The organism is Streptomyces sp. NPDC031064 (genome assembly GCF_055570965.1).
The window spans coordinates 278,466-300,266 of sequence record NZ_JBVIGF010000005.1 but is presented as its reverse complement, the minus strand read 5'-3'; the positions used below and the strand labels follow the sequence as shown (position 1 = coordinate 300,266).

Below are 21,801 nucleotides of genomic sequence, written 5' to 3'. Positions count from 1 at the left end.
AGGGGCGGTTCCCTCCCTGGCAATGCAAGGAAAAGATCGCGGAGCGCCTTGTTCCGGATGTGGAAACCGCAGCACCTAACGTCCTCTGCATGACTCAGGTAGATGCGCGGCCCCAGGCCGGAGACACGGTAATGAGCGGCTCCGAAGGGGGCGTACGCAAGAAGGGACTCGGCGACAACTCCGTCGGGCTCATGGGTGGTGCCGTCATCGGTGTGTCCACCGTCGCTCCCGTCTACTGCCTCACGGCCACACTCGGCCCCACGGTCAGTGAGGTCGGGCTGCAGATGCCGGCGATCTTCCTCGCCGGGTTCCTCCCGATGCTCCTGGTGGCCTTCGCCTACCGCGAGCTCAACCGGGCCGTGCCCGACTGCGGCACCTCCTTCACCTGGTCGGTGAAGGCCTTCGGCCCCCGCGTCGGATGGATGTGCGGCTGGGGCCTGCTCGTGGCCACCATCGTGGTGCTCTCCAACCTGGCGGGCGTCGCGACCTCCTACTTCTACCTGCTCCTCGGTGAGGTCACCGGCAGCGAGTGGGTAGCGGGCCTCGACGGCAACAAGGCCGCGCACATCGCCACGACGCTGGCCTTCATCGCGGTCGCCACGGCGATCAGCTACCGGGGCATCACCGCCACCAAGTGGGTCCAGTACGCCCTGGTCGGCCTCCAGCTCACCGTTCTGGCGATCTTCGCCTTCATGGCGATCACCAAGGCCGACGAGGTCGCCGGGTCGCTGGACTTCTCCTGGTCCTGGATGAACCCGTTCGGCGTCGAGTCCCTCGCCGCCTTCACCGCGGGCCTGTCCCTGTCGATCTTCATCTACTGGGGCTGGGACGCCTGCCTGTCCATCAACGAGGAGAGCACCGGCAGCGCCCGGACGCCCGGCCGCGCCGCCATGCTGGCCATGGTCGTGATCGTCTCCTCGTACCTGATGATCGCCATCGCCTCCCAGATGTACGCGGGCGTCGGCGACAAGGGCACCGGCCTCGGCAACCCCGACACCGCGGACAACGTGTTCGCCGTCCTCGCGGAGCCGGTCATGGGCTCCGGCCTCGGCGTCCTGCTCTTCCTCGCCGTCGTCGCCTCCGCCGCCGCGAGCCTCCAGACCACCTTCATCCCGGTCGCGCGCACCGCCCTGGCCATGAGCACCTACCAGGCCATGCCGGCCTCCTTCGCCAAGGTCCACCCGCGCTTCAAGACCCCCGGCCGCGCCACCGTCATCGCGGGTGTCGCCACCGGTGTCTTCTACGCCGTGATGTCGCTGGTCAGCGAGAACGTCCTGATCGACACCATCTACGCGCTCGGCCTGATGATCTGCTTCTACTACGCGATCACCGCCTTCGCCTGCGTCTGGTTCTTCCGCAACGACCTGCGCCGCTCGGTACGCGACCTGCTCGTCAAGGGCATCCTCCCGGGCCTCGGCGGCGTGATGCTCACCGCCGTGTTCGGCCAGACGCTGTACGACATCTGGGACCCGGCCTACGGCAGCGGTTCCTCGGTCTTCGGCGTGGGCTCGGTCTTCGTGATCGGCGTGGGCCTGCTGCTCCTCGGTGTGGTGATCATGCTGGTGATGCAGCGCCGCAGCCCGGCGTTCTTCCGCGGCGAGGTCCTCACCAAGGAGACCCCGGCACTGGTCGTGGAGGACTGACGCACCACCTCACCTGAGCCGGAAGGGGCGGACACCGTGGGACGGCACGGTGCCCGCCCCTTCCGTATGCGTACGTTCCGGCAGCGGGGCAAGGTGGACGGTATGTATGACCTCAACGCCATCGCAGAGGAACACCTCGTCGCCGCCCACGCCGACGAGCACGGCCGCAGCGCGAACCTGATCCTCCGGGACCCGCCGCTGCGGCAGAGCGTCATCGCGCTCACCGCCGGCACCTCGCTCGACGAGCACAACACCCCGCCCGCCGCGTCCCTCCAGGTGCTGCGGGGCGTGGTGAAGGTGACGGCCCAGTCCGGCGACACGGAGCTGACCATGGGCGCCCTCTACCTGCTGCCGCCGGAGCGGCACGGGGTGACGGCGGTGACGGACGCGGCGGTGCTGCTCACCGCCGTCAACGACTGAGCCCGGTCCCGGGCGCGGTCTCAGGCGCGGGGACTCAGCTCCGCCATGGCGTTCCAGCCGCTCTGACCGGGCAGCTCCACGTTGATGATCTCCGGCGTCGAAGCGATGGCGCCGGCCATCGCCTCCAGGCCGGCCGTGAAGTGGTCCGACCGGACGTGCGCCGCGCCCGCCTCCGCGTCCGCGAACGCCTCCAGCAGGACGAACCGGTTCGGGTCCTCGACGTCGCGCGACCAGTCGAAGAAGAGGTTGCCGGGCTCGGCGCGGGTGGCCCGGGTGAAGTCGTCGACCAGCGTGAGCCACTGGTCGCTGTGCTCGGGGCGGACGGTGAACCGGACGGCGATGAAGATCATGCCGCTACGGTGCTCCGCTCGCCGACCCCCGTCCAGCTCACGCGCCCACGATTCCGGCACCGCCGGAAAACGCGCGCACCGAGCCGGCCACCGCCGCCCGCACCTGCCCGTGCCGCTGACGGAACTCCGCCGTGGGCAGCGACACCGACAGCGCGTGCAGCGCCCCCTCGCGGCGACCCGGCACGACCATCGCCACACACGTGTACGCCGGGTCCGCCTCCCCCACCGACACCGCGAACCCCTGCCCCCGCACCCGGGCCAGCTCCGCCTCGAACCGCTCCGCCGACGTGATCGTCCGGTCGGTGAACCGGGCCATCCCGTGCTCGGCCAGGTACCGCCGCCGCACCCCCCGCTCCACCCCCGCCAGCAGCGCCTTCCCGTGCGCCGTGGCGTGCGCCCGCACCTCGGGCCCCGGCACGAAGGGGTGCGCCGGGTCGGTGACGGGCACCGTGCTGTCGACCACGGTGATCCGCCCGTCCCGGTACGCCGTGAAGTACGCCTCCGCCCCGCTCTCCCGCCGCAGCCGCGCCAGCACCTCCCCGACCCCGGGCCGGGCCCCCACGTGCCGCTGGAACGCCCGGTTCATCGCCGCCACCCGCGGCCCGGGCGCGAACCCGCCGCCCTCGGACCTGACCAGGTGCCCGCGCGCGGTCAGCGGCCCCAGCAGGTGGTACACGGTCGACAACGAGCACCCCAGCCGCCGCGCCAGCGCCTTCGCCCCGACGGGCCCGTCCGCGTCGGCCACGATGTCGAGGATCTCCAGCGCACGGTCGACGGACCGGGGGCCGGGAGTCGTGCTGCTCATGGAGACGAGCCTACGTGCCGTCCCCCAGGAACACCGGGTTCGTGAACGCCGCCAGCGCCCCCGGCAGGCCCGGGACCGTCGCCGGGTGGCGGACCTCCGCGCGGACGTACGCGGCGTACGCGGGCGTCGTCGTCCACTCGACCGTGCCCGCACCGGAGGCGGGGAGGGGCACCGTGTGCAGGACGCCCTGGTCGGTGACGAAGCGGGCCGTGCAGCCCGGGGCGCCCGTGACGTCGAGGCGGACCGTGACCGGGGCGCCGGGGGGCACCGGGAGCCGGTCACCGATGCCCGCGTGGGCGCCGCGGCCGCCGGTGGCGGAGAAGGCGAGGGACACGGCGGCCGACTCGGCGACGTAACTGCGCCCCGCGCGGAGGCCCGCCAGGATCGCCTCGCGGGTCAGGTCGTCGGCCAGGACGACCGTCTGCGGCTCGCCCACCTTCTGCGGCTCGCGGTGCGCGTCGCTGCTGCCCATCGCCGGGGTCCAGCGGCGCCCGGCGACCAGCGTGCTGTCCCAGTCGGCCAGGGTGACCTCGTCGTCCGGGGTGTACGGGCCGTTCCACACCTCCACCACGTCCGCGTCGGCGAAGCCGAACTTCCAGTTGCAGCCGACGCACGTGGCGTGCGGGTGCGCCGGGACGACCAGGCCGCCGGCCCGGCGGATCGCGCGGGCGTAGTGCCCGAATCGGTTGTCACGGGCCCGGTAGCGCCAGTCGACGAACGTGCCCGGGTCGGTGCCGACGGCGACGACGTGACCGTTGCGCGTGGTGACCTCCTCGCCGGTGAGGACCAGCAGGTCGTCGCCCCACAGGCCCTCCCACGCCCGGTGCGCGGCGTGCGTGTTGTGCTCGGAGGTGTTGATGAAGTCCAGCCCGGCGGCCCGCGCGGCGGCCGCGATCCCGGCGGGGGTGCGCCGCCCGTCGGAGTACACCGAGTGCAGGTGGCAGTCGCCCCGGTACCAGGCCCGGCCGCGCCCCCTGGCGCGCTGCGGCGGGTACACGGGCGCGGGCGTACGGCCGGAGGGCCCGTACGTGAGGCGGACCGTCACCGTGTACGCCAGGCCCCCGGGGGCGACCGTGTACGGGCCGAGCGCGATGTGCCAGGTGCCCGCGCGGACGGGCCCCGGGAGGTAGCCGGGGGTGGCGTCGTCGGCACGGACGAAGAACTCGGTGCGGGCACCGCCCGACCAGCCCCGGAAGCCGCGCCCGCCCAGCTCGGTGCCGCGCTCGTCGAAGACGCCGATGTCCAGGGCGTTGCCCTGCGTCCCGGGCGGCACGGCGGGCCGCTCGTACGCGTACGACACCCGGATCTCCCGCACTCCGCGCGGTACCTCGACCGGCACGTACACGTAGTCGGGCGAGCCGGGCGGCAGGGTGCCGCGCAGCACCTGCTCGGTCTGCCCGGGGCCGAAGCTCAGGCCGGGCGCCGCGAAGACCCCCGCCGCGCCCGTCACGAATCCGCGTCTGCCCATCATGGGTACCACCCTCCTCGCGCCTGGTGAACTCCCCGCCAATCACAGGCGACGGTCTCGGAATTCACCGCGGGACGCCATACCTTGAGCCCTTATGCGGATCGCGACGACGATTTTCCTCACGGACCAGACCATCACCCCGGTGCGGCTCGCGCGCGAGCTGGAGCAGCGCGGCTTCGCGGGCCTGTACCTGCCGGAGCACACCCACATCCCCGTCGAACGCACCAGCCCCTACCCGGCGGGCGGCGACCTGCCGCCCGAGTACGGCCGCACCCTGGACCCGTTCATCGCGCTCGGCCAGGCCGCCGCCGTCACCGAGCGCCTCGGGCTCGGCACCGGCGTCACGCTCGTCGCCCAGCACGACCCCATCGACCTGGCCAAGCAGGTCGCCACCCTCGACCACCTCTCGGGCGGCCGGTTCACCCTCGGCGTCGGCTACGGCTGGAACCGGGAGGAGGCGGAGGACCACGGCGTCCTCTGGCGCACCCGCCGCGGCCGCACCCGCGACCGGATGGCCCTGATGCGAGCCCTGTGGGCCGCCGAACCCACCGCGTACGAGGGCGAGACCGCGTCCGTGCGCGCCTCCTACGCGTGGCCCAAGCCCGCCGGAGGCGCCCCCCGCACCCTGATCGGCGGCGCGGCAGGGCCCAAGCTCTTCGCGCACATCGCCGAATACGCCGACGGCTGGCTGCCCATCGGCGGCCGCGGCCTCACCGAGACGCTCCCGGTGCTGCGCCAGACCTGGGAGAAGGCGGGCCGTGACCCGGAGGCCCTCCAGGTCGTCCCCTACGCCGTCCACCCGACGGAGGGCAAGCTCGCCCACTTCGCCGACCTCGGCATCACCGAGACCGTCGTCCAACTCCCGCCGGGTGACGAGGCCGAAGTGCTGCGGAAGCTCGACGAGTACGCGCGGTACGTGTAGAACCCCCGCACTCGTATGCTCGGGTCCATGACGGATGACCAGGCCGGACGCCCCACCCCCAACGCCATGCGACGTGCCCTGAAGCGGGCCAGGGACGGCGTGGCGCTTGATGTGACGGAGGCCGCCGTCCTGTTGCGGGCCCGGGGCGCGGACCTGGAGGACCTGGCCGCGTCGGCGGCGCGGGTGCGGGACGCCGGGCTGGCGGCGGCGGGGCGGGCCGGGGTCATCACGTACTCGAAGAGCGTGTTCGTCCCGCTGACCCGGCTGTGCCGCGACAAGTGCCACTACTGCACCTTCGCGACCGTGCCCGGCAAACTGCGGCGCGCCGGGCACGGGATGTACATGTCGCCCGACGAGGTGCTGGACATCGCGCGCCGGGGCGCCGAACTGGGGTGCAAGGAAGCCCTGATCACGCTCGGCGACAAGCCCGAGGACCGCTGGCCCGAGGCGCGCGAGTGGCTGGACGCGCACGGCTACGACGACACCATCGCCTACGTACGCGCCATGGCCATCCGCATCCTGGAGGAGACCGGGCTGCTGCCCCACCTCAACCCGGGCGTCATGTCGTGGACCGACTTCCAGCGCCTCAAGCCGGTGGCGCCGTCGATGGGGATGATGCTGGAGACCACGGCGACCCGGCTGTGGTCCGAACCGGGTGGCCCGCACCACGGCTCGCCCGACAAGGAACCGGCCGTGCGGCTGCGGGTGCTGGAGGACGCGGGCCGGTCATCGGTGCCGTTCACCAGCGGGCTGCTCATCGGGATCGGCGAGACGTACGAGGAGCGGGCGGAGTCGCTGTTCGCGCTGCGGCGCGTGTCGAGGGCGTACCACGGCATCCAGGAGCTGATCATCCAGAACTTCCGCGCCAAGCCGGACACGGCGATGCGCGGCATGCCGGACGCCGAACTGGACGACCTGGTGGCGACGGTGGCGGTCGCCCGGCACATCATGGGACCGTCGGCGTGTTTGCAGGCTCCGCCGAACCTGGTCGACGGTGAGTACGGGCGGCTCATCGGGGCGGGCATCGACGACTGGGGCGGGGTGTCGCCGGTCACCATCGACCACGTCAACCCGGAGCGGCCCTGGCCGCAGATCGACGCGCTCGCCGAGAGGTCGGCGGCCGAGGGCTTCCGCCTGCGTGAACGTCTCTGCGTGTACCCCGAGTTCGTCACGCGCGGCGAGCCCTGGCTCGACCCGCGCCTGCTGCCGCACGTCCGCGCGCTCGCCGACCCGGAGACGGGCCTTGCGAACCCGGACGCGGAGGTGCGCGGCCTGCCGTGGCAGGAGCCCGACGAGGGGTTCACCGCGTCGGGCCGCACCGACCTGCACCGCACCATCGACACGGACGGCCGCACCGGCGACCGGCGCGACGACTTCGACGAGGTGTACGGCGACTGGGAGGCGCTGCGGGAGGCGGCGGCGCCCGGGATGGTGCCGCAGCGCATCGACACGGACGTCCGGGCAGCTCTGAGGCAGGCCGCCGACGACCCGACCCGGCTCACCGACGACCAGGCCCTCGCCCTGCTCCACGCGGACGGGCCCGCGCTGGACGCGCTGTGCCGGGTCGCGGACGACATCCGGAAGTCGGCCGTGGGCGACGACGTCACCTACATCGTCACCCGCAACATCAACTTCACCAACGTCTGCTACACCGGCTGCCGCTTCTGCGCCTTCGCCCAGCGCCGCACGGACGCCGACGCCTACACCCTGTCGCTGGACCAGGTCGCCGACCGCGCCCAGCAGGCGTGGGACGTCGGCGCGGTCGAGGTGTGCATGCAGGGCGGCATCCACCCGGACCTGCCGGGCACGGCGTACTTCGACATCGCCCGGGCCGTGAAGGACCGCGTCCCCGGCATACACGTCCACGCCTTCTCACCCATGGAGGTCGTCAACGGCGCCACCCGCACCGGCATGTCGATCCGCGAGTGGCTGACCGCCGCGAAGGAAGCCGGTCTGGACTCCATCCCGGGCACGGCCGCGGAGATCCTCGACGACGAGGTGCGCTGGGTCCTGACCAAGGGCAAGCTCCCCACGGCCACCTGGATCGAAGTGGTGAAAACCGCCCATGAGCTGGGCATCCGGTCCTCGTCGACCATGATGTACGGGCACGTCGACCAGCCCCGCCACTGGCTCGGCCACTTCCGCACCCTGGCCCGCGTCCAGCAGGAGACCGGTGGCTTCACCGAGTTCGTCACCCTCCCCTTCATCCACACCAACGCCCCCGTGTACCTCGCCGGCATCGCCCGCCCCGGCCCCACGGCCCGCGACAACCGCGCCGTCACCGCCATGGCCCGCGTCCTGCTCCACCCGCACATCCCCAACATCCAGACGAGCTGGGTCAAACTCGGCACCGACGGCGCCGCCGAGATGCTCCGCTCCGGCGCCAACGACCTCGGCGGCACGCTCATGGAGGAGACCATCTCCCGCATGGCGGGCTCCTCCTACGGCTCCTACAAGTCCGTCCAGGACCTCATCTCCATCGCCGACTCCGCCGGCCGCCCGGCCCGCCCCCGCACGACCCTCTACGGCGAGGTCCCGGAGGAGCGGCAGCGGGCGGCGCGGGCGTCCGACGGGCACCTGCCGGAACTGCTGCCGGTGCTGCCAGACTGATTCCATGAGGACCGGTGCGGGGGATGCGCGGCCATCGATGCAGGCACTGCTGCAACGGCGCAAGCGTGCCGGGTTCGTGGGGCGGCGCGACGAACTGGCCGTCTACCGGGAGAACTTCGACATCCCAGTGGACGACGACCGGCACCGGTTCGTGTTCCACGTCCGGGGCATCGCCGGGGTCGGCAAGACCACGCTCGTCCGGGAGTGGCAGGACCTCGCCCGCGGGCGCGGCGCCCTCACCGCGTACGTCGACGAAGGCGTCAACAGCGTTCCCGAGGCGCTTGCGGAGATCAGCGCGTGCTGCGCCCAGCAGGGGCACCCGCTCAAGGCGCTGGACCGGCAGCTCGCCACCTACCGGCAGCGGCGGTACGAGGCGGAAGCGGCGTCGGCCGCTGTGACCGGTCCCGAGCAGCAGGACGCCGCCGCGGCGCCGAGCGCGAGTGGCATGGCCATCGCCCAGGCCGGGCTGATCGGCGTGGGCATGCTGCCCGTCGTCGGTGCCTTCACCGGGGCGGTCGACCCCGCCCGGGTCGCCCAGGGAACCGACCGGCTGCGGGCAGTGCTCAGCGCGCGCTTCCGCAACCAGGACGACGTCCAGCTCGTCCTCGACCCGCTCCAGGCGCTCACGCCCGTCCTGGTCGCCGAGCTGGACCGGGTGGCGGCCGAGGTCCCCTGGGTGGCGCTGTTCTTCGACACCTACGAACGCACCGCGCCGTTCCTCGACACCTGGCTGCGCGACCTGATCACCACCGAGGACCGGTACGGGGCGCTGCCGCCCAACGTGGTCCTCACCCTCGCCGGACAGACCCGGCTCGATCCGGCCTGCTGGTCCGACCACGCCGAGTTCATCGGCGACATCCCGCTCGAACCCTTCACCGAACCGGAGAGCCGGCAACTGCTCGCCGTCAAAGGAGTGGTGGACGAGACGGTCGTCCAGGACGTGCTGCGCCTCGCCGGCGGCCTCCCGGTCCTCGTGTCGACCCTCGCCGAGAAGCCCGGAGAGGTGCACGCCCCGAGCGCCGACGCGGTCGACCGCTTCCTCAAGTGGGAAACGGACCCTGTCCGCCGGGCCGCCGCCCTGGCGTGCGCCCTGCCGCGCCGGTTGAACGAGGACGTGTTCGCGGCGGCGACCGAGGAATCCGCCGATCTCTTCGGGTGGCTGCGTTCGCTGCCGTTCGTGTCCGAGCGGGAGGGCCACTCCCGCTACCACGACGTCGTACGTGGTCCGATGCTCCGCCTCCAGCGCTTACGGTCACCACGCCGCTGGAGCGCCGAGCACACCCGCCTCGCGGAGGTCTTCTCCGGCTGGGCGGAGGCGTCCGCCGGCGACGTACCGGCGGACGAGCTCTGGAGCCGGGAGACCTGGCGCGCGCCGCGCCTGGAGGAGCTGTACCACCGGCTGTGTGCCCAGCCGGTCACGGCGCTGCCCGGCATGCTGCGGGCGGGCGTGGACGTGTGCGAGGAGCAGGACCCCGCGACGGCCCGCCGCTGGGCCCGGGTCCTCGCCGACGCGGGTGAGGACACCGACTCGGCGGAGCTGCGTGCCTGGGGGCGGGACGCCCTGGCCGCCCTGGACGGCGAGGAACGGCCCGTAGGGCTGCTGGGTCTGCTGCTGGCACGGGCCGGGTTCGGCCGGGAGGACCAGGTGGCGGCGCTGGTCGTCCGGGGCATGCACCACCGGCACGACGGCGACCACGCGAAGGCGGTCGGCGACTACGAGCGGGCGCTGGCCCTGGACCCGGACTGCGCGCGGGCGCACTACGGGCTGGGCCTGGTGCAGCGGACCGAAGGCGACTACGCGGGAGCGCTGGCCCGCCTCGACCGTGCCGACGGTCTCGCACCCGGCACGGCGTGGATCCTGGAGTCGCGGGGCGATGTCCACCGGCTGCTGGGGCAGCACCAGAAGGCCGTGGCGGACTGCGACCACGCGCTGGAACTCCGGCCGGACTCCGCCTGGGCGCTGGCCACCCGGGGTATGGCCAAGTACCTCATGGAGCGCGACCGCGAGGCCCTTGCCGACCTGGACCGCGCCATCGAGCTGGAACCGGAGTACTGGTGGGCGCTGCTGAGGCGCTCGGAGGTGCGCTCGCACCTGGGGGACGAGGACGGGGCGCTGGCCGACCTGTACCGGGCCGAGGAGATCGAACCGGACCGGGCGTGGGTCATCGGTGAACGCGCCCGCCTCCACTGGCGGTGCGGCCGCCACGAGCAGGCACTCGCCGACTTCGACCGGGCCCTGGAAATGGACCCCGAATACGCGTGGGCCCGTGCGAGCCGGGCGCTGGTGTGGGAGTCGATGGGGAGGCTGGAGGAGGCGCTGGCGGACCTCGACCGGGCCGTGGAGCTCAAGCCCGCCTACACCTGGGCCCTGACACAGCGGGCGGACGTCCACCGTCGCCTCGGCGACGGGGAGGCCGAACGCGCGGATCTGGACCGGGCCGTACTGAGCGGTGACAACCCGGCGCTGGCGTTCGCGATGCGCGGTGCCGGGCACCGGCTGGCGCGGAGGTACGAAGAGGCCGTCGCCGACTTCGGCCGGGCCGTCGGGTTCGACCCCGACTACGGGTGGGCCATCGGCGTGCGCGGGGTGACGTACCGGGCCATGGAGCGGCTGCCCGAGGCGCTGGCGGACCTGGAGCGGGCCGCGCTCCTCCTGCCGGACACGCCCTGGGTGCTGGCCGAGCGGGAAGCCGTATACCGGGAGCTGCGGGTGATCGGCAGGGACGCCTCGCCGGTCGACGAGATCACCGCGAGCGTGCCCGGTGACGTGGGGTCCTGGATCCGTCGGGCCTCGGCCCGGGCGGTGTGCGGACGGTTCGAGGACGCGCTGGCGGACTTCGACCAGGCGCTGGCCCTGGACCCGGGGCACGGGTGGGCGCGGGTGAGCAGGGCCTGGCTCCGCGGGCGGCTCGGCGACGGGCGGGGGCAGTTCGCGGATCTGGACGAGGTGGTCGCCTCCAAGCGGAACCACGGCTGGGCTCTCGGTCAGCGGGCGGTGGCGCTGCGGTCGGCCGGTCGGCCCCTGCGTGCCCTGGCCGACCTGGATCGGCTCGCCGCGATGGGCTTCGATCCTTCCTGGACCCGTGGCCGCCGGGCCGCTGCCCTGCTGTCCCTGGACCGGGCCGAGGAGGCACTGGCGGTGCTGGAGGAGCTGCCGCCGGGTGACCGGGACGGCGAGCTGCTACTCCTCGCGAAGGCCCTGCGGCGCCTTGGCCGTTTCGCCGAGGCGCGTGAGGCTGCGGCACGGCTCGCCGAGTTGGCGCCTCCCCTCGGTCTGTTCCACTTGGCGATGGCCGAGAGCCGGATGCGGGGGACTGGGGACGCGGCGGCGCACTGGCGGGCGTACGGGCAACGGTGTGCGGCCGTCGCTCAGCGCGAGCCCCGGGGGCATGAGGTCGGGAAGTCGTGCGTCCTGTCCGCCGCGCTCGGGGACTGGGTGGAGGCCCGGCGCCTCGTGGAGCGGATGCTGTCGTCGCGCCCCGACTGGGGAGAGCTCAAGGAACTGGAAGGGTTCCTGGAGGAGCTGGCAGCCTGCCCGGGCGCCGACGGGGAAGCCCTGGCGCGGCTGCTGGACCCGGTGCGGGCGGCACGTGCCGCGCTGACGCCCGGCGACGACGGAACATGAGTCCCGAAGGATGGGTGCATGCCCAGATCCGTACCTCTTGGGCGTCCGTACCCATAACACTCCGCCCCCTGGGCCCTTCGATTCCTTCGATTACAGTGCTGCGCGCCGGACGAAGGTGGACGGGTGACGGGAGGGACGCGAGGTGAGTGCGGCAGTCGCGGCTGTCTGGGGCCGGGCCGAGCAGCAGGACTTCCGGGCCCGGGTGCGGGGCTGTCTCCTGGGTGCCGCCATCGGGGACGCCCTCGGGGCCGGCGTGTCCGGGTTGTCGGTCGAGGCGATCCGGGCGGCGCACGGGCCCGACGGGCTGGCCGACCTGGCGCCCGCGTACGGGCGGCGGGGGGCCGTGACGTCCGCGACCCAGCTCGCGCTGTTCACCGTGGACGGTCTGATACGCGCCCAGGTGCGCCGCGACACCGGCGCCTGGCACCCGCCCACCGACGTGCACCGCGCCCACCTGCGCTGGGCGGCCACCCAGCGCGACTGGGGCCCCGACGAGCGCCGCAAGGACAACGGCTGGCTGGCCTGCGAGGAGTGGCTGTACACCCGCCGCGACCCCTCGCCCGCCACCCTCACCGGCCTGGGCGACGAGATCCTCGGCACGCTCGACAAGCCGAAGAACCCCGCCGCCCGCGACGCCGGCGCCCTCGTGCGCTCCGCGCCGTACGGGCTGCTCGTCGGGTGGGAGCCGCAGTTGGTGTGCCAGCTCGCCGTCGAGTGCGCCGTCCAGACCCACGGCCACCCCGCCGCCTACTTGTCGGCCGGTGCCTTCGCCGTCGTCGTGCACGGCCTGGCCCGTGGCGAGACCGTCGACGGCTCCGTCCAGCGGGCGCTGGCCCAACTGGCGGCGCGCCCCGGCCACGAGCCGGTCAGCGAAGCGCTGAAGCACGCGCTCGGCGCCGTACGCCAGGGCATTCCCAGCCCGGCCAGGATCGCCTCGCTCGGTGACACCGACGGCGAGCACGCCGAGGACGCCCTGGCCATCGCGGTCTACTGCGCGCTCGTCGGCGAGGACGTCCGCCACGGGCTGCGCCTGGCCGTCAACCACGACGGCCCGTCGGAGACCACCGGCGCCCTCACCGGCGCGCTGCTCGGCACCCTGCACGGCGAGACCGCCCTCCCGCCGGCCTGGCTGGCCGAGCTGGAAGGGCGGCCGACGGTCCTGCAGATCGCGGACGACTTCGCCATGGAGATGACCCAGGGCGCGGCCCTGCACGGCCCGGCCGCCTCCGCGCCGGGCTGGCTGGCCCGCTACCCGAGGGGCTGACGTTCGGGAACCGCTCGGGCAGGGCTGCCGTCGTCGGAGTGGAGCTTGTCGAGCACGGCGTCCCGCTCGGGGGTGTCCTCCGGCTTGATGAAGCCGATGAGGACGTACAGGATCAGCGAGGTCGCCAGCGGCGAGACGATCTGGATCTGGAGCTCCATGCCGTCGAGCCCGTAGTTCGTCAGCCAGAACGCGAACAGCCCGGCCGCCCACGACACCAGCGCGGCCGTCGGCCCGGACCTGCGGAACGAGCGCAGCAGACCGAGCATGAACGGGATCGCGATCGGGCCCATCAGACCGGCCACCCACTTGATGACGACGGTGATGATGTCCTTGAAGGTGGGGGAGTTGACCTGGGTGGCGATCGCCATCGACAGGGCGAGGAAGGCGACGGTCGACCAGCGGGCGGCCAGCAGCCCGGCCCGGTGCGACCAGCCCCGCGCCGCCTTGCTCATGGCCGGGGCGATGTCCCGGGTGAAGACGGCCGCGATGGCGTTGGCGTCGGAGGAGCACATGGCCATGGTGTGGGAGAAGAACCCGACGATGACCAGTCCCAGCAGCCCGTGTGGCAGGAGCTGTTCGGTCATCAGCGCGTACGCGTCGGACGCGTCCGGCTTCTCGGGCTTCACCAGCAGCGGCGCGCACCACATGGGGAAGAAGAGGACGAGCGGCCAGACGAACCACAAGGCCGCCGACAGCCGTCCGGAGCGGGTGGCCTCCCGGGCGCTGGGCGTGGCCATGTAGCGCTGGGCCTGGTTCCACATGCCGCCGCTGTACTCGAAGGTCTTGATGAAGAGGTAGGCGAGCAGGAAGGTCAGCGTGTACGGGCCCGCGGTCGGCGCCGTGTGCCCCTGCATCTCGGGGCGGTCCCACACGGTCCACAGGGCGCTGACCCCGCCCAGCTCCGCCATGACGGCGACGAGCATGGCGATGCCCGCGAAGAACTGGATGATGAACTGGCCCAGTTCGGTCAGGGCGTCGGCCCACAGCCCGCCGACCGTGCAGTAGATGCCGGTGATGACGCCGGTGATGAGGATGCCCTGGTTGAGCGAGATGCCGGTGAAGACGGACAGCAGCGTGGCGATGGCGGCCCACTTGGCGCCCACGTCGACGATCTTGAGCAGCACGCCGGACCAGGCGAGTGCCTGCTGGGTGGGCAGGTTGTAGCGGTTCTTGAGGTATTCGAGCGGCGAGGCCACATGGAGGCGGGAGCGCAGCCGGTTGAGCCGGGGCGCGAAGAGGTGGGCGCCGATGGCGATGGGGAAGGACCAGGTGACGTACGAGGTGACGCCGTAGGTGTAGGCGATGCCCGCGTACCCGGTGAACATCACCGCGCTGTAGCCCGACATGTGGTGCGAGATGCCCGACAGCCACCACGGCATCTTGCCGCCGGCCGTGAAGAAGTCGCTGACGTCGTCCACGCGTTTGTGCGACCAGACGCCGATCGCGACCATCACACCGAAGTAGCCGATGAGCACGGCCCAGTCGAGACTGTTCATGTCCCCCTCCAGGGGTCCGCCTTGTGAACGTCGAAGCACTTCGTCAGTACGTCCGGTCAGCGGCGCCCCCGTGCGGGAGCGGGGACTTCGGGGATTGAACCGTCAGTTCGAGCGGCCGGTCAAGGGCTTCATCGGTCACAAGTATGAACAGAGGTCAGAAAGAAGAACTCCTTTACTCTTTCTTGACTCGCGTGGCCGTTGTCAGGCCCAGGACGGCGGCCGGACGATGATCGGGCGCTTCGTCAGGTCCGTGCACATGACAGAGCGACCGCACGGGATGCGGGTCCCGTGCGGTCGGTGGATACAGGAGGCGGCCTACCTCATCAGCTCGCCCGCGTTGACCAGCAGCGACTGGCCCGTGATCGCCCGCGCCCGGTCGGAGGCGAGGAACACCGCCGCCTCCGCCACGTCCGCGTCCGTGGCCAGCTCCGGCAGCGCCATCCGCTCCGCCAGCCGCCCCAGCACCTCGCCCTCCGGTACGCCCTCGGCCTCGGCCGTCAGACGCACGTACGCCTGGACCGGCGGTCCCCACATCCAGCCCGGCAGCACGGTGTTGACCCGTATCCGGTGCGGCCCCAGCTCGCGCGCCAGCGAGTACATCGCCGACGTCAGCGCGCCCTTCGACGCCGCGTACGCCGCCTGCCGCACCTGGGACGGCGCGGCCACCGCCGACTGCGTACCGATGATGACCACCGAGCCCCCGCGCTTCTTCAGCGCCGGCAGGCAGGCCCGCGTCATGCGCAGCGTGCCCAGCAGGTTGACGTCCAGAACGTCCCGCCAGGCGCCGAAGTCGGCGTCCTCCAGGCCCCCGAAGTGGCTGTCGTACGCCGCGACATGGACCACCGCGTCGATGCCGCCGAACCGCGCCACCGCGAGCGCGGCCAGCGCCTCGCACCGGCCCTCGTCCGTGATGTCCGTGGCCAGCCGCGCGCTGCGCCGCCCCTCCGGGTCGATCCGCTCGGCGCACGCGGCGAGGTTCGCCTCCGTGCGCGCCCCCAGCACCACGTTGCCCCCGTCCCGAACGACGGCGGCGGCGACCTGGTGGCCCAGGCCGGGGCCCACGCCGGAGACGATCACGGTCCTGTCGCGCAGCGGCATCCGGTGCCTCCCGGGCTCTGGACGAGAGATCTGACGCACCGTCAGAGTAGGCCGCATGAGCGACGACGACAATGACACCCGCAGCGAGGAGTACGCCCGGCTCGCGGCCGTGGGCCCGTACGGCGTGCGCCCCGGCCACGCCCTGATCACCATGGTCGAGCCGCACCCCGGTCACGAGTACGCCTACAACCGCTGGTACGAGGACGACCACTACTACGCGGGCGCCATGGCCATGCCCTGGATCTACGCCGGGCGCCGCTGGGTCGCCACCCGAGAGCTGCAACTGCTGCGCTACCCGGAGAAGTCGGCGGTGGCCCAGCCCGTGACCGCCGGGTGCTACCTCTCCACGTACTGGATCACCGAGGGCCGCTACGACGACCACATGAAGTGGACCGTGGCCATCAACAAGCGCCTGAACCACGACGGCCGCGTCCACCAGGCCCGTACCCACGTCTTCACCGCGTTCCACGACCACGCGGCGACCGTCTACCGCGACGGCGCGGCCGGCCCGCGCGACCACCACGCGCTGGACCACCCCTACGCGGGCCTCGTCCTGGAGGTCATCGACACCGAGGGGCCACGCGAGCGCGCCGAGCTCCTGGAGTGGCTGCGCACCCGCCACCTCCCACGCCGCCTCGCCGGCTCACCCGCCGCGATGGTCACCGCCTTCCGGCCGACGCCCCTGCCGGGCGACCGGATGACCTACGTCAAGCAGGTCGAGGCCGTCGACACCCGCCTCACCCTCCTGTGGTTCCTGGAACAGGACCCCCGCACGTGCTGGGAGGACCACTTCACGGGCCTGGCGGCGGGCGAGCGGGGCAGGGTGGAACTGGTCGCGCCGTTCATCCCGACGGTGCCGGGGACGGACAGGTACGTCGATCAGTTGCGCTAGCGCATGACCGAGCCCCCTCGGCCGGGACGGCGGACCAGTCGAGAGGGCTCATCGGTGATGCGCCGACAGTCTCAGAGAGCTCCCGTGCTCACTTCACGCACGAACGCGTTCCACGACTCGGGGACGAACGTGATCGACGGACCGGCGGGGACCTTGGAGTCCCGTACCGCGATCGACGCGACGACGGGGGACTTGACCTCGACGCACGCGCCGTTCCCGCCGGAATACGAGGACTTGGTCCAGGTGTCCGTGGCGCCCTGAATGATTGCCATCTTCTCCGCTCCGGTTCTCGACAGTGACAGCAGTGACTCGCACCGGCCTGACCTGCAGGCTGGCGTGATCGACGCTACTCGTCGCGATCTGTGTGCGGGGCGGGCGTTCACTCGACCGGATGGCATATTCCATGCGGGTCTTCCGCTGGAAGCCGGTCGCGGTGTACCGTACCGGCTTCTTCCCCGGCGGGCTGGGCGAATCCCCTTCAATCACGCCGTACTTGGCGCATCCGGACGACCGGGACGTGCAGGACGTGCGGGGCGTGCAGGACGTGTGGGCCGTGCGGCCAGGACGAGGGGTCAGCGCGTGGCGTCCGCGTAGTCCTTGATGACCTCGCCGATGAACTGCCGCGTCTGCTCCACGTTCAGCGCCTGGGCGCGCAGGTGCTCGTACATCACGCTGTACCGCTGGACGTCGTTCGCCTTCTCCAGATACAGGTCACTGGTGACACCCTCGATGTAGACCACCGAGGAGTCGGAGGCGTCCGGGAACTCCAGGATCGCGTAATGCCCGCTGATGCCCGGATGTGCGCCCATGTCGAACGGCAGCACCTGCACCGTGACGTGGGGCAGGTGCGACTGGTCGACCAGGTGCTCCAACTGCTCGATCATGAGCTGTTTGTCGCCGACCACCCGGCGCAGCGCCGACTCGTCGATCACCGCCCACAGGCGCAGCGGTGTCTCCGCGTCCTTGATGCGCTCCTGGCGGCGCGCGCGGACGTTCACCCGTTTCTCGATGTCGGCCGGCGACGACTCCGGCAGGGCACCGGTGATCAGCGCCTCCGCGTACTGCCGGGTCTGCAGCAGGCCCGGTACGACCTGGGGCTCGTACACCCGCAGTGAGGCCGCGTCCGTCTCCAGGCCGATGTAGACGCTGTACGGGATGTCGCCGAACGCGTGCCACCAGCCCTGCTGGCGCGAGTCCTTCGCCATCTGCATCAGCGAATCGACGATGCGGTGGTCCTCCACCTCGTACACCCCGCACAGGTCACGCACATCGCGCTGGCTGATGGAGCGGCGGCCGTTCTCGAGGCGGCTGATCTTCGACTGCGAGACGAGCAGGCGCTCCGCCACCTCCTCCGCCGTCATGCCCTTGAGCTCACGCAGCCGGCGCAGCTCCTGGCCCAATCTGCGTCGCCTGACGGTGGGGTTGACGTTGGACGCCACGGGAAACTGCACCTCCGGCTGCTTGGCTGCGTTTGCTGGCGTAGCTCTGCGTATCTACTGCTCAGCAGACTGCCACCAATGGGCTGTGCGCGCTGGAAAATGGCCACACGAGCCCCTATGCGTACGCACGTACGGACACGTGCGAGCGCGCGGGGCGGCCGTGATGGCTGCCCCGCGCGCTCGTGCGGCTCCCGAACCGGGCCGTGGGGGTGCGTGCTCAGCCGTACCGTTCAGTGCGTCACCGTTCAGTGCGTCACCGTTCAGTGCGTCACCGTTCCGTCACCGTTCAGTGCGCCACGGCGCGGGCCATCGACCCGCTGCGTGGCTGCGGCTGCATCGGCAGGGCCGTGGCCGGGCGGCCACCGCCTCCCGAGCCCGAGCTGCGACGTGGCTGTGCGCCCACGCCGTTCTGGACGTCCATCACGGCGTGCGCCACGAGGCCGCCCATCGGATCGTGCCTGATCAGGTCCCGGAGCCGGGAGCGCGACGAACGCCCCTCGTTGCCGGGGTAGAGGTGCTTGCCGAGTCCGACCGCGTGGGCCAGTGCGGCGAGCGCCGCGGTCCGCGGGTCCGGCGGTACGCCGGTACGGATCGCACTGTCCAGCCGGGCCCTGATTTCCCGGCTGATCGCCGTCTCCGTCGCCTGGTAGCGCGTCGTCGGCAGCACCCCGCACATCTGGCCCTCGACGGCATGGACCATGCCGCACCGCTCCAGATGCGAGAGATACGTCTGGCGCAGCCCCAGCCGGGGCCCGCCGATCCAGTGGACGGCGCGCACCGGACTGCCACGCCTGCGCAGCAGCTCGAGCGCGGAGTCCAGTGTCGGATCTCCGGTCGGCCGTGGCATCACCACGGCGATACGATCCCCGTCAGGGGCTATCCGTCCCGCCAGAGCCAGCTCCACTAGCTGTGCTCCGGCCAGGCCGAGGTCGAGCGACTGCGGCTGCGCTGTGGTACCCGTGGCCGGGTCCAGAGCGAGCAGCAGAAGCTCCTCCGGAAGTGTTCTGCGGCTCCTGCCCATCCATGCCTCCCCGCGTGGATGAATGACAGGGTGACCCCTCTCACATTGGTCTGTCGAGAGTGCCTGGGCGCTTCGTACGGGAACCAGTAGGTATGTCGTTCTCGTCTTGCCCCGGGGCCAAGCGCTCACACAGGACACTGGTACATGTTTCGGCAACGCGTTGATTGAAGGAGGCACGGTGGCGGGCGAGTCCCCCGACAAGTCGGAGCAACAGAAAACGCCGGGGGAGACGGCTTCGGACGAGCGCGATCCGAGGCTCACCGTGCGCGGTGACGCCAAGCCGCCGGTCGACCAGCCCACCGCGGTGTTCAAGGCGGTCCCCCGGGCCGCCGCCGAGCCGAAGGACGCCGCCGAGCCGAAGGTCGCCGCCGGACCGAAGGTCGCCGCCGAGCCCAAGGACGCCGCTGAGCCCAAGGACGACGACGCCCGCCTGCGCGACGCCGTGGCTGCCTGGGTCACGCCCCCGGTCACCGAAGCGGGCGGAAACGACCCTGCTGCGGATGAGACGGCCGGCGCCGACGAGGGGTCGGCCTCGGCGGATGCCGAGAGCGCCGAGCAGGCCGACGAGGCCGACGAGGCCGCCGCGGGCGACGAGCCTGCCGCTGCAGAGGCCGAGGAGCCGGCCGCCGTCGAGGCTGCTGAGCCGTCGGGCGAGACCGCCGCGGCCGCCGTGCCCGCCGCCGACGAGGCCGACGAGCCGTCCCCCGCCGAAGCCGAAGCCGAAGCCGAAGCCGAGGCCGACGTCGCCGACGACGAGCCGTCCGCCGTCAAGGCCGAGGAGGCGCCGTCCCCCAAGACCGACGGGCCGGCCGTTGACCAGCCCACCGCCGTGTTCCGGGCCGTGCAGCGGAAGCCGCTGGACCAGCCGACGACCACGCTGAAGGCGATCACGCCCACGCCGAAGCAGGGACTGGGGCAGGGCCAGGCGTCCGCGCCGGAGTCCGCCGCCGAGCGGACGAGCAAGTTCGTCCCGCTCCGCTCGGACGACGTGCGTCCGGCCGCGAGGAAGCCCGCACCGAAGCCCCCGGCCCAGGGCGGCCCCGCCCCCGCCGGGAAGAGCCCCGCCGGGAAGAGCCCCGCCGGGACGACTCCCGCCGGGCCGAGCCCCGCTGAGACCACCCCGAGCTCCGCCGGGCCGGCCGCCGCCACGCCCGCCTCGCTCACCGAGCCGGAGCGGACCAAGCAGCAGCCGCTGCCGCCGCGGCCGCCGCTCGACATGCTCGCCGAGCTGACGAACACGCCGCCCCCGCCGGAGACCCCGGTCCGGACGGTCGTCCGGCGCATCAAGATCTGGACGCCGCTCGTCGTCCTCCTGGCGATCATCTTTGCGATCGTGCAGTTCGTGCGGCCGCTGCCCGCGCCCACCCTGGCGCTGACGGCCAAGCCCTCCTACACCTTCGACGGGGGCAAGCCCTCCCTGCCGTGGCCGAACGAGGGCCAGGGCTACATGTCGGCGACCGGCCTCGGCACCGTCGATTCGTTCGGCGAGCAGAAGCCCGTGCCGATCGGCTCCGTGGCGAAGGCGATGACGGCGTACGTCATCCTCAAGGAGCACCCCCTGAAGAAGGGGGAGAAGGGCGAGATGATCGAGATCGACGCCCTGGCCGAGAAGGAGGGCGGCTACGACGCGCAGAACGAGTCGACGCTGAACACCGTGAAGGCCGGCGACAAGATCTCGCAGCACGACGCGCTCGCCGCCATCATGATCCCGTCCGCCAACAACATCGCCCGGCTGCTCGCACGCTGGGACGCCGGTTCCGAGGCGGCGTTCGTCAAGAAGATGAACGACACCGCCAAGGAACTCGGGATGAAGAACACCACGTACACCGACCCCTCCGGCCTGAACCACACCACCGTCAGCTCCGCCGAGGACCAGGTGAAGCTGGGCGAGAAGCTGGTGGAGATCCCGGCGCTGCTGGAGATCACCGCGATGCCGTGGTGGACGGACCCGTCCGGCAAGAAGTGGCGCAACTACAACGATCTCGTCCCGTACGACGGCGCGCTCGGCATCAAGACCGGCAGCACCACCAAGGCGGGCGGCAACCTGCTCTTCGCCGCGCACAAGCAGGTGGGCGACACGGACCAGCTCATCGTCGGCGCCGTCCTGGCCCAGTACAAGACGCCGATCCTCGGCAGCGCGATCGCGGCCAGCAAGGAGGCGATGCTCGCCACGCAGGAGCTGCTGGAGAGTCAGACGGTCGTCAAGAAGGGCGACGTGGTGGGCCACGTCGACGACGGTCTGGGCGGCACCACCCCCGTGGTCGCGACCAAGGACGTGAAGGTCGTGGGCTGGTCGGGCCTGAAGGTCGAGCTGGAGCTGGGCAACGGCGGCCGCGCGCTGCCGCACTCCGCGCCGGCCGGCACGCAGGTCGGCGTCCTCACCGTGGGCGAGGGCGCCAGCCAGGTCCGGGTACCGGTGGCCCTGCAGAGCGCGCTGGCCGAACCGGGCCTCGGCGACAAGCTGACCCGTCTCGGCTGAAACCGCCCTGGGCGCCCCGGATTTCCGGGGCGCCCCCGTGTTAGCGTCCGGACACGTCCGGGCAACGCGAGGCGCCGGGACGACGTCTACGCAGACAGCACGTGGCAAGGGCATGGGGGACGACGCAGAGAGCAGAGAGCCGCAGTGACGACCACTGAGCCGACCAGCGCCGAGCCGACCAGCGCCGAGCCGGCCGGCGCCGAACCGGCCCGCGCCCAGCCTGCCCGCGTTCCGTCGGCCGGCGCCGAGCGGGCCCGCGCGGAAGACGC

Annotated in this window: 16 protein-coding genes; 8 read left to right on the top strand and 8 right to left on the bottom strand. The window is 72.2% G+C overall.

The window, feature by feature from the left end; translation table 11 throughout:
• The first annotated feature begins 89 nt into the window (after window positions 1–89).
• Window positions 90–1,643, top strand: coding sequence for an APC family permease (locus ACZ46W_RS20175; RefSeq protein WP_468339296.1), 1,554 nt, complete (start codon window positions 90–92; stop codon window positions 1,641–1,643).
• 102 nt (window positions 1,644–1,745) lie between these two features.
• Window positions 1,746–2,063 carry a cupin domain-containing protein gene (locus ACZ46W_RS20170; RefSeq protein WP_126884967.1) on the top strand — a complete coding sequence of 106 codons (318 nt, stop codon included), beginning with the start codon at window positions 1,746–1,748 and terminating at the stop codon, window positions 2,061–2,063.
• 20 nt (window positions 2,064–2,083) lie between these two features.
• Here ACZ46W_RS20170 and ACZ46W_RS20165 read toward each other — a convergent pair whose 3' ends face one another.
• Genes ACZ46W_RS20165 through ACZ46W_RS20155 form a run of 3 tightly spaced genes read right to left on the bottom strand, consistent with a single transcriptional unit; the run spans window position 2,084 to window position 4,689 of the window.
• Window positions 2,084–2,413 (bottom strand): putative quinol monooxygenase, encoded by a 330-nt coding sequence (locus ACZ46W_RS20165; RefSeq protein WP_468339293.1) that lies wholly within the window; start codon window positions 2,411–2,413, stop codon window positions 2,084–2,086.
• Window positions 2,414–2,450: 37 nt separating this feature from the next.
• Window positions 2,451–3,218 carry an IclR family transcriptional regulator gene (locus ACZ46W_RS20160; protein WP_468339291.1) on the bottom strand — a complete coding sequence of 256 codons (768 nt, stop codon included), beginning with the start codon at window positions 3,216–3,218 and terminating at the stop codon, window positions 2,451–2,453.
• Between the two features lie 10 nt (window positions 3,219–3,228).
• Entirely contained in the window at window positions 3,229–4,689 is a 1,461-nt protein-coding gene (locus tag ACZ46W_RS20155) for a CehA/McbA family metallohydrolase (protein WP_468339289.1), read from the bottom strand.
• A 91-nt stretch (window positions 4,690–4,780) separates the two neighbouring features.
• Between ACZ46W_RS20155 and ACZ46W_RS20150 the strand changes: the two genes are divergently transcribed.
• The 4 genes from ACZ46W_RS20150 (at window position 4,781) to ACZ46W_RS20135 (ending at window position 13,107) form a co-directional block, all read left to right on the top strand.
• On the top strand, window positions 4,781–5,608 hold the full coding sequence (locus ACZ46W_RS20150) for a TIGR03619 family F420-dependent LLM class oxidoreductase (RefSeq protein WP_468339287.1): 828 nt from the start codon (window positions 4,781–4,783) through the stop codon (window positions 5,606–5,608).
• Between the two features lie 27 nt (window positions 5,609–5,635).
• Window positions 5,636–8,218, top strand: coding sequence for a bifunctional FO biosynthesis protein CofGH (locus ACZ46W_RS20145; RefSeq protein WP_468339285.1), 2,583 nt, complete (start codon window positions 5,636–5,638; stop codon window positions 8,216–8,218).
• 4 nt (window positions 8,219–8,222) lie between these two features.
• Window positions 8,223–11,843 carry a tetratricopeptide repeat protein gene (locus ACZ46W_RS20140; protein WP_468339283.1) on the top strand — a complete coding sequence of 1,207 codons (3,621 nt, stop codon included), beginning with the start codon at window positions 8,223–8,225 and terminating at the stop codon, window positions 11,841–11,843.
• Window positions 11,844–11,985: 142 nt separating this feature from the next.
• Window positions 11,986–13,107, top strand: coding sequence for an ADP-ribosylglycohydrolase family protein (locus ACZ46W_RS20135; protein WP_468339281.1), 1,122 nt, complete (start codon window positions 11,986–11,988; stop codon window positions 13,105–13,107).
• Here the strand turns inward: ACZ46W_RS20135 and ACZ46W_RS20130 are convergent.
• Window positions 13,092–14,603: a sodium:solute symporter family protein gene (locus ACZ46W_RS20130; protein WP_468339279.1), complete on the bottom strand. Its 1,512-nt coding sequence runs from the start codon at window positions 14,601–14,603 to the stop codon at window positions 13,092–13,094. The two genes, ACZ46W_RS20135 and ACZ46W_RS20130, sit on opposite strands and share 16 nt — an antisense overlap.
• Window positions 14,604–14,918: 315 nt before the next feature.
• Window positions 14,919–15,701 (bottom strand): SDR family oxidoreductase, encoded by a 783-nt coding sequence (locus ACZ46W_RS20125; RefSeq protein ID WP_468339278.1) that lies wholly within the window; start codon window positions 15,699–15,701, stop codon window positions 14,919–14,921.
• 55 nt (window positions 15,702–15,756) lie between these two features.
• Here ACZ46W_RS20125 and ACZ46W_RS20120 point away from each other — a divergent pair, with 55 nt between their 5' ends.
• A complete protein-coding gene (locus ACZ46W_RS20120; RefSeq protein WP_468339277.1) occupies window positions 15,757–16,593 on the top strand; it encodes a hypothetical protein in 837 nt (278 codons plus the stop codon).
• 71 nt (window positions 16,594–16,664) lie between these two features.
• On the opposite strand, the gene ACZ46W_RS20115 is transcribed toward ACZ46W_RS20120, so the two are convergent.
• From ACZ46W_RS20115 to ACZ46W_RS20105, 3 genes are all read right to left on the bottom strand, one after another.
• Window positions 16,665–16,865: a DUF397 domain-containing protein gene (locus ACZ46W_RS20115; protein ID WP_126884956.1), complete on the bottom strand. Its 201-nt coding sequence runs from the start codon at window positions 16,863–16,865 to the stop codon at window positions 16,665–16,667.
• A gap of 300 nt (window positions 16,866–17,165) precedes the next feature.
• Complete coding sequence (locus ACZ46W_RS20110) at window positions 17,166–18,032, bottom strand: helix-turn-helix domain-containing protein (RefSeq protein ID WP_468339275.1); 867 nt, start codon at window positions 18,030–18,032, stop codon at window positions 17,166–17,168.
• Between the two features lie 286 nt (window positions 18,033–18,318).
• Window positions 18,319–19,053: a GOLPH3/VPS74 family protein gene (locus ACZ46W_RS20105; protein ID WP_366128780.1), complete on the bottom strand. Its 735-nt coding sequence runs from the start codon at window positions 19,051–19,053 to the stop codon at window positions 18,319–18,321.
• 178 nt (window positions 19,054–19,231) lie between these two features.
• Between ACZ46W_RS20105 and ACZ46W_RS20100 the strand changes: the two genes are divergently transcribed.
• A complete protein-coding gene (locus ACZ46W_RS20100; RefSeq protein WP_468339273.1) occupies window positions 19,232–21,532 on the top strand; it encodes a hypothetical protein in 2,301 nt (766 codons plus the stop codon).
• Window positions 21,533–21,801: the final 269 nt, after the last annotated feature.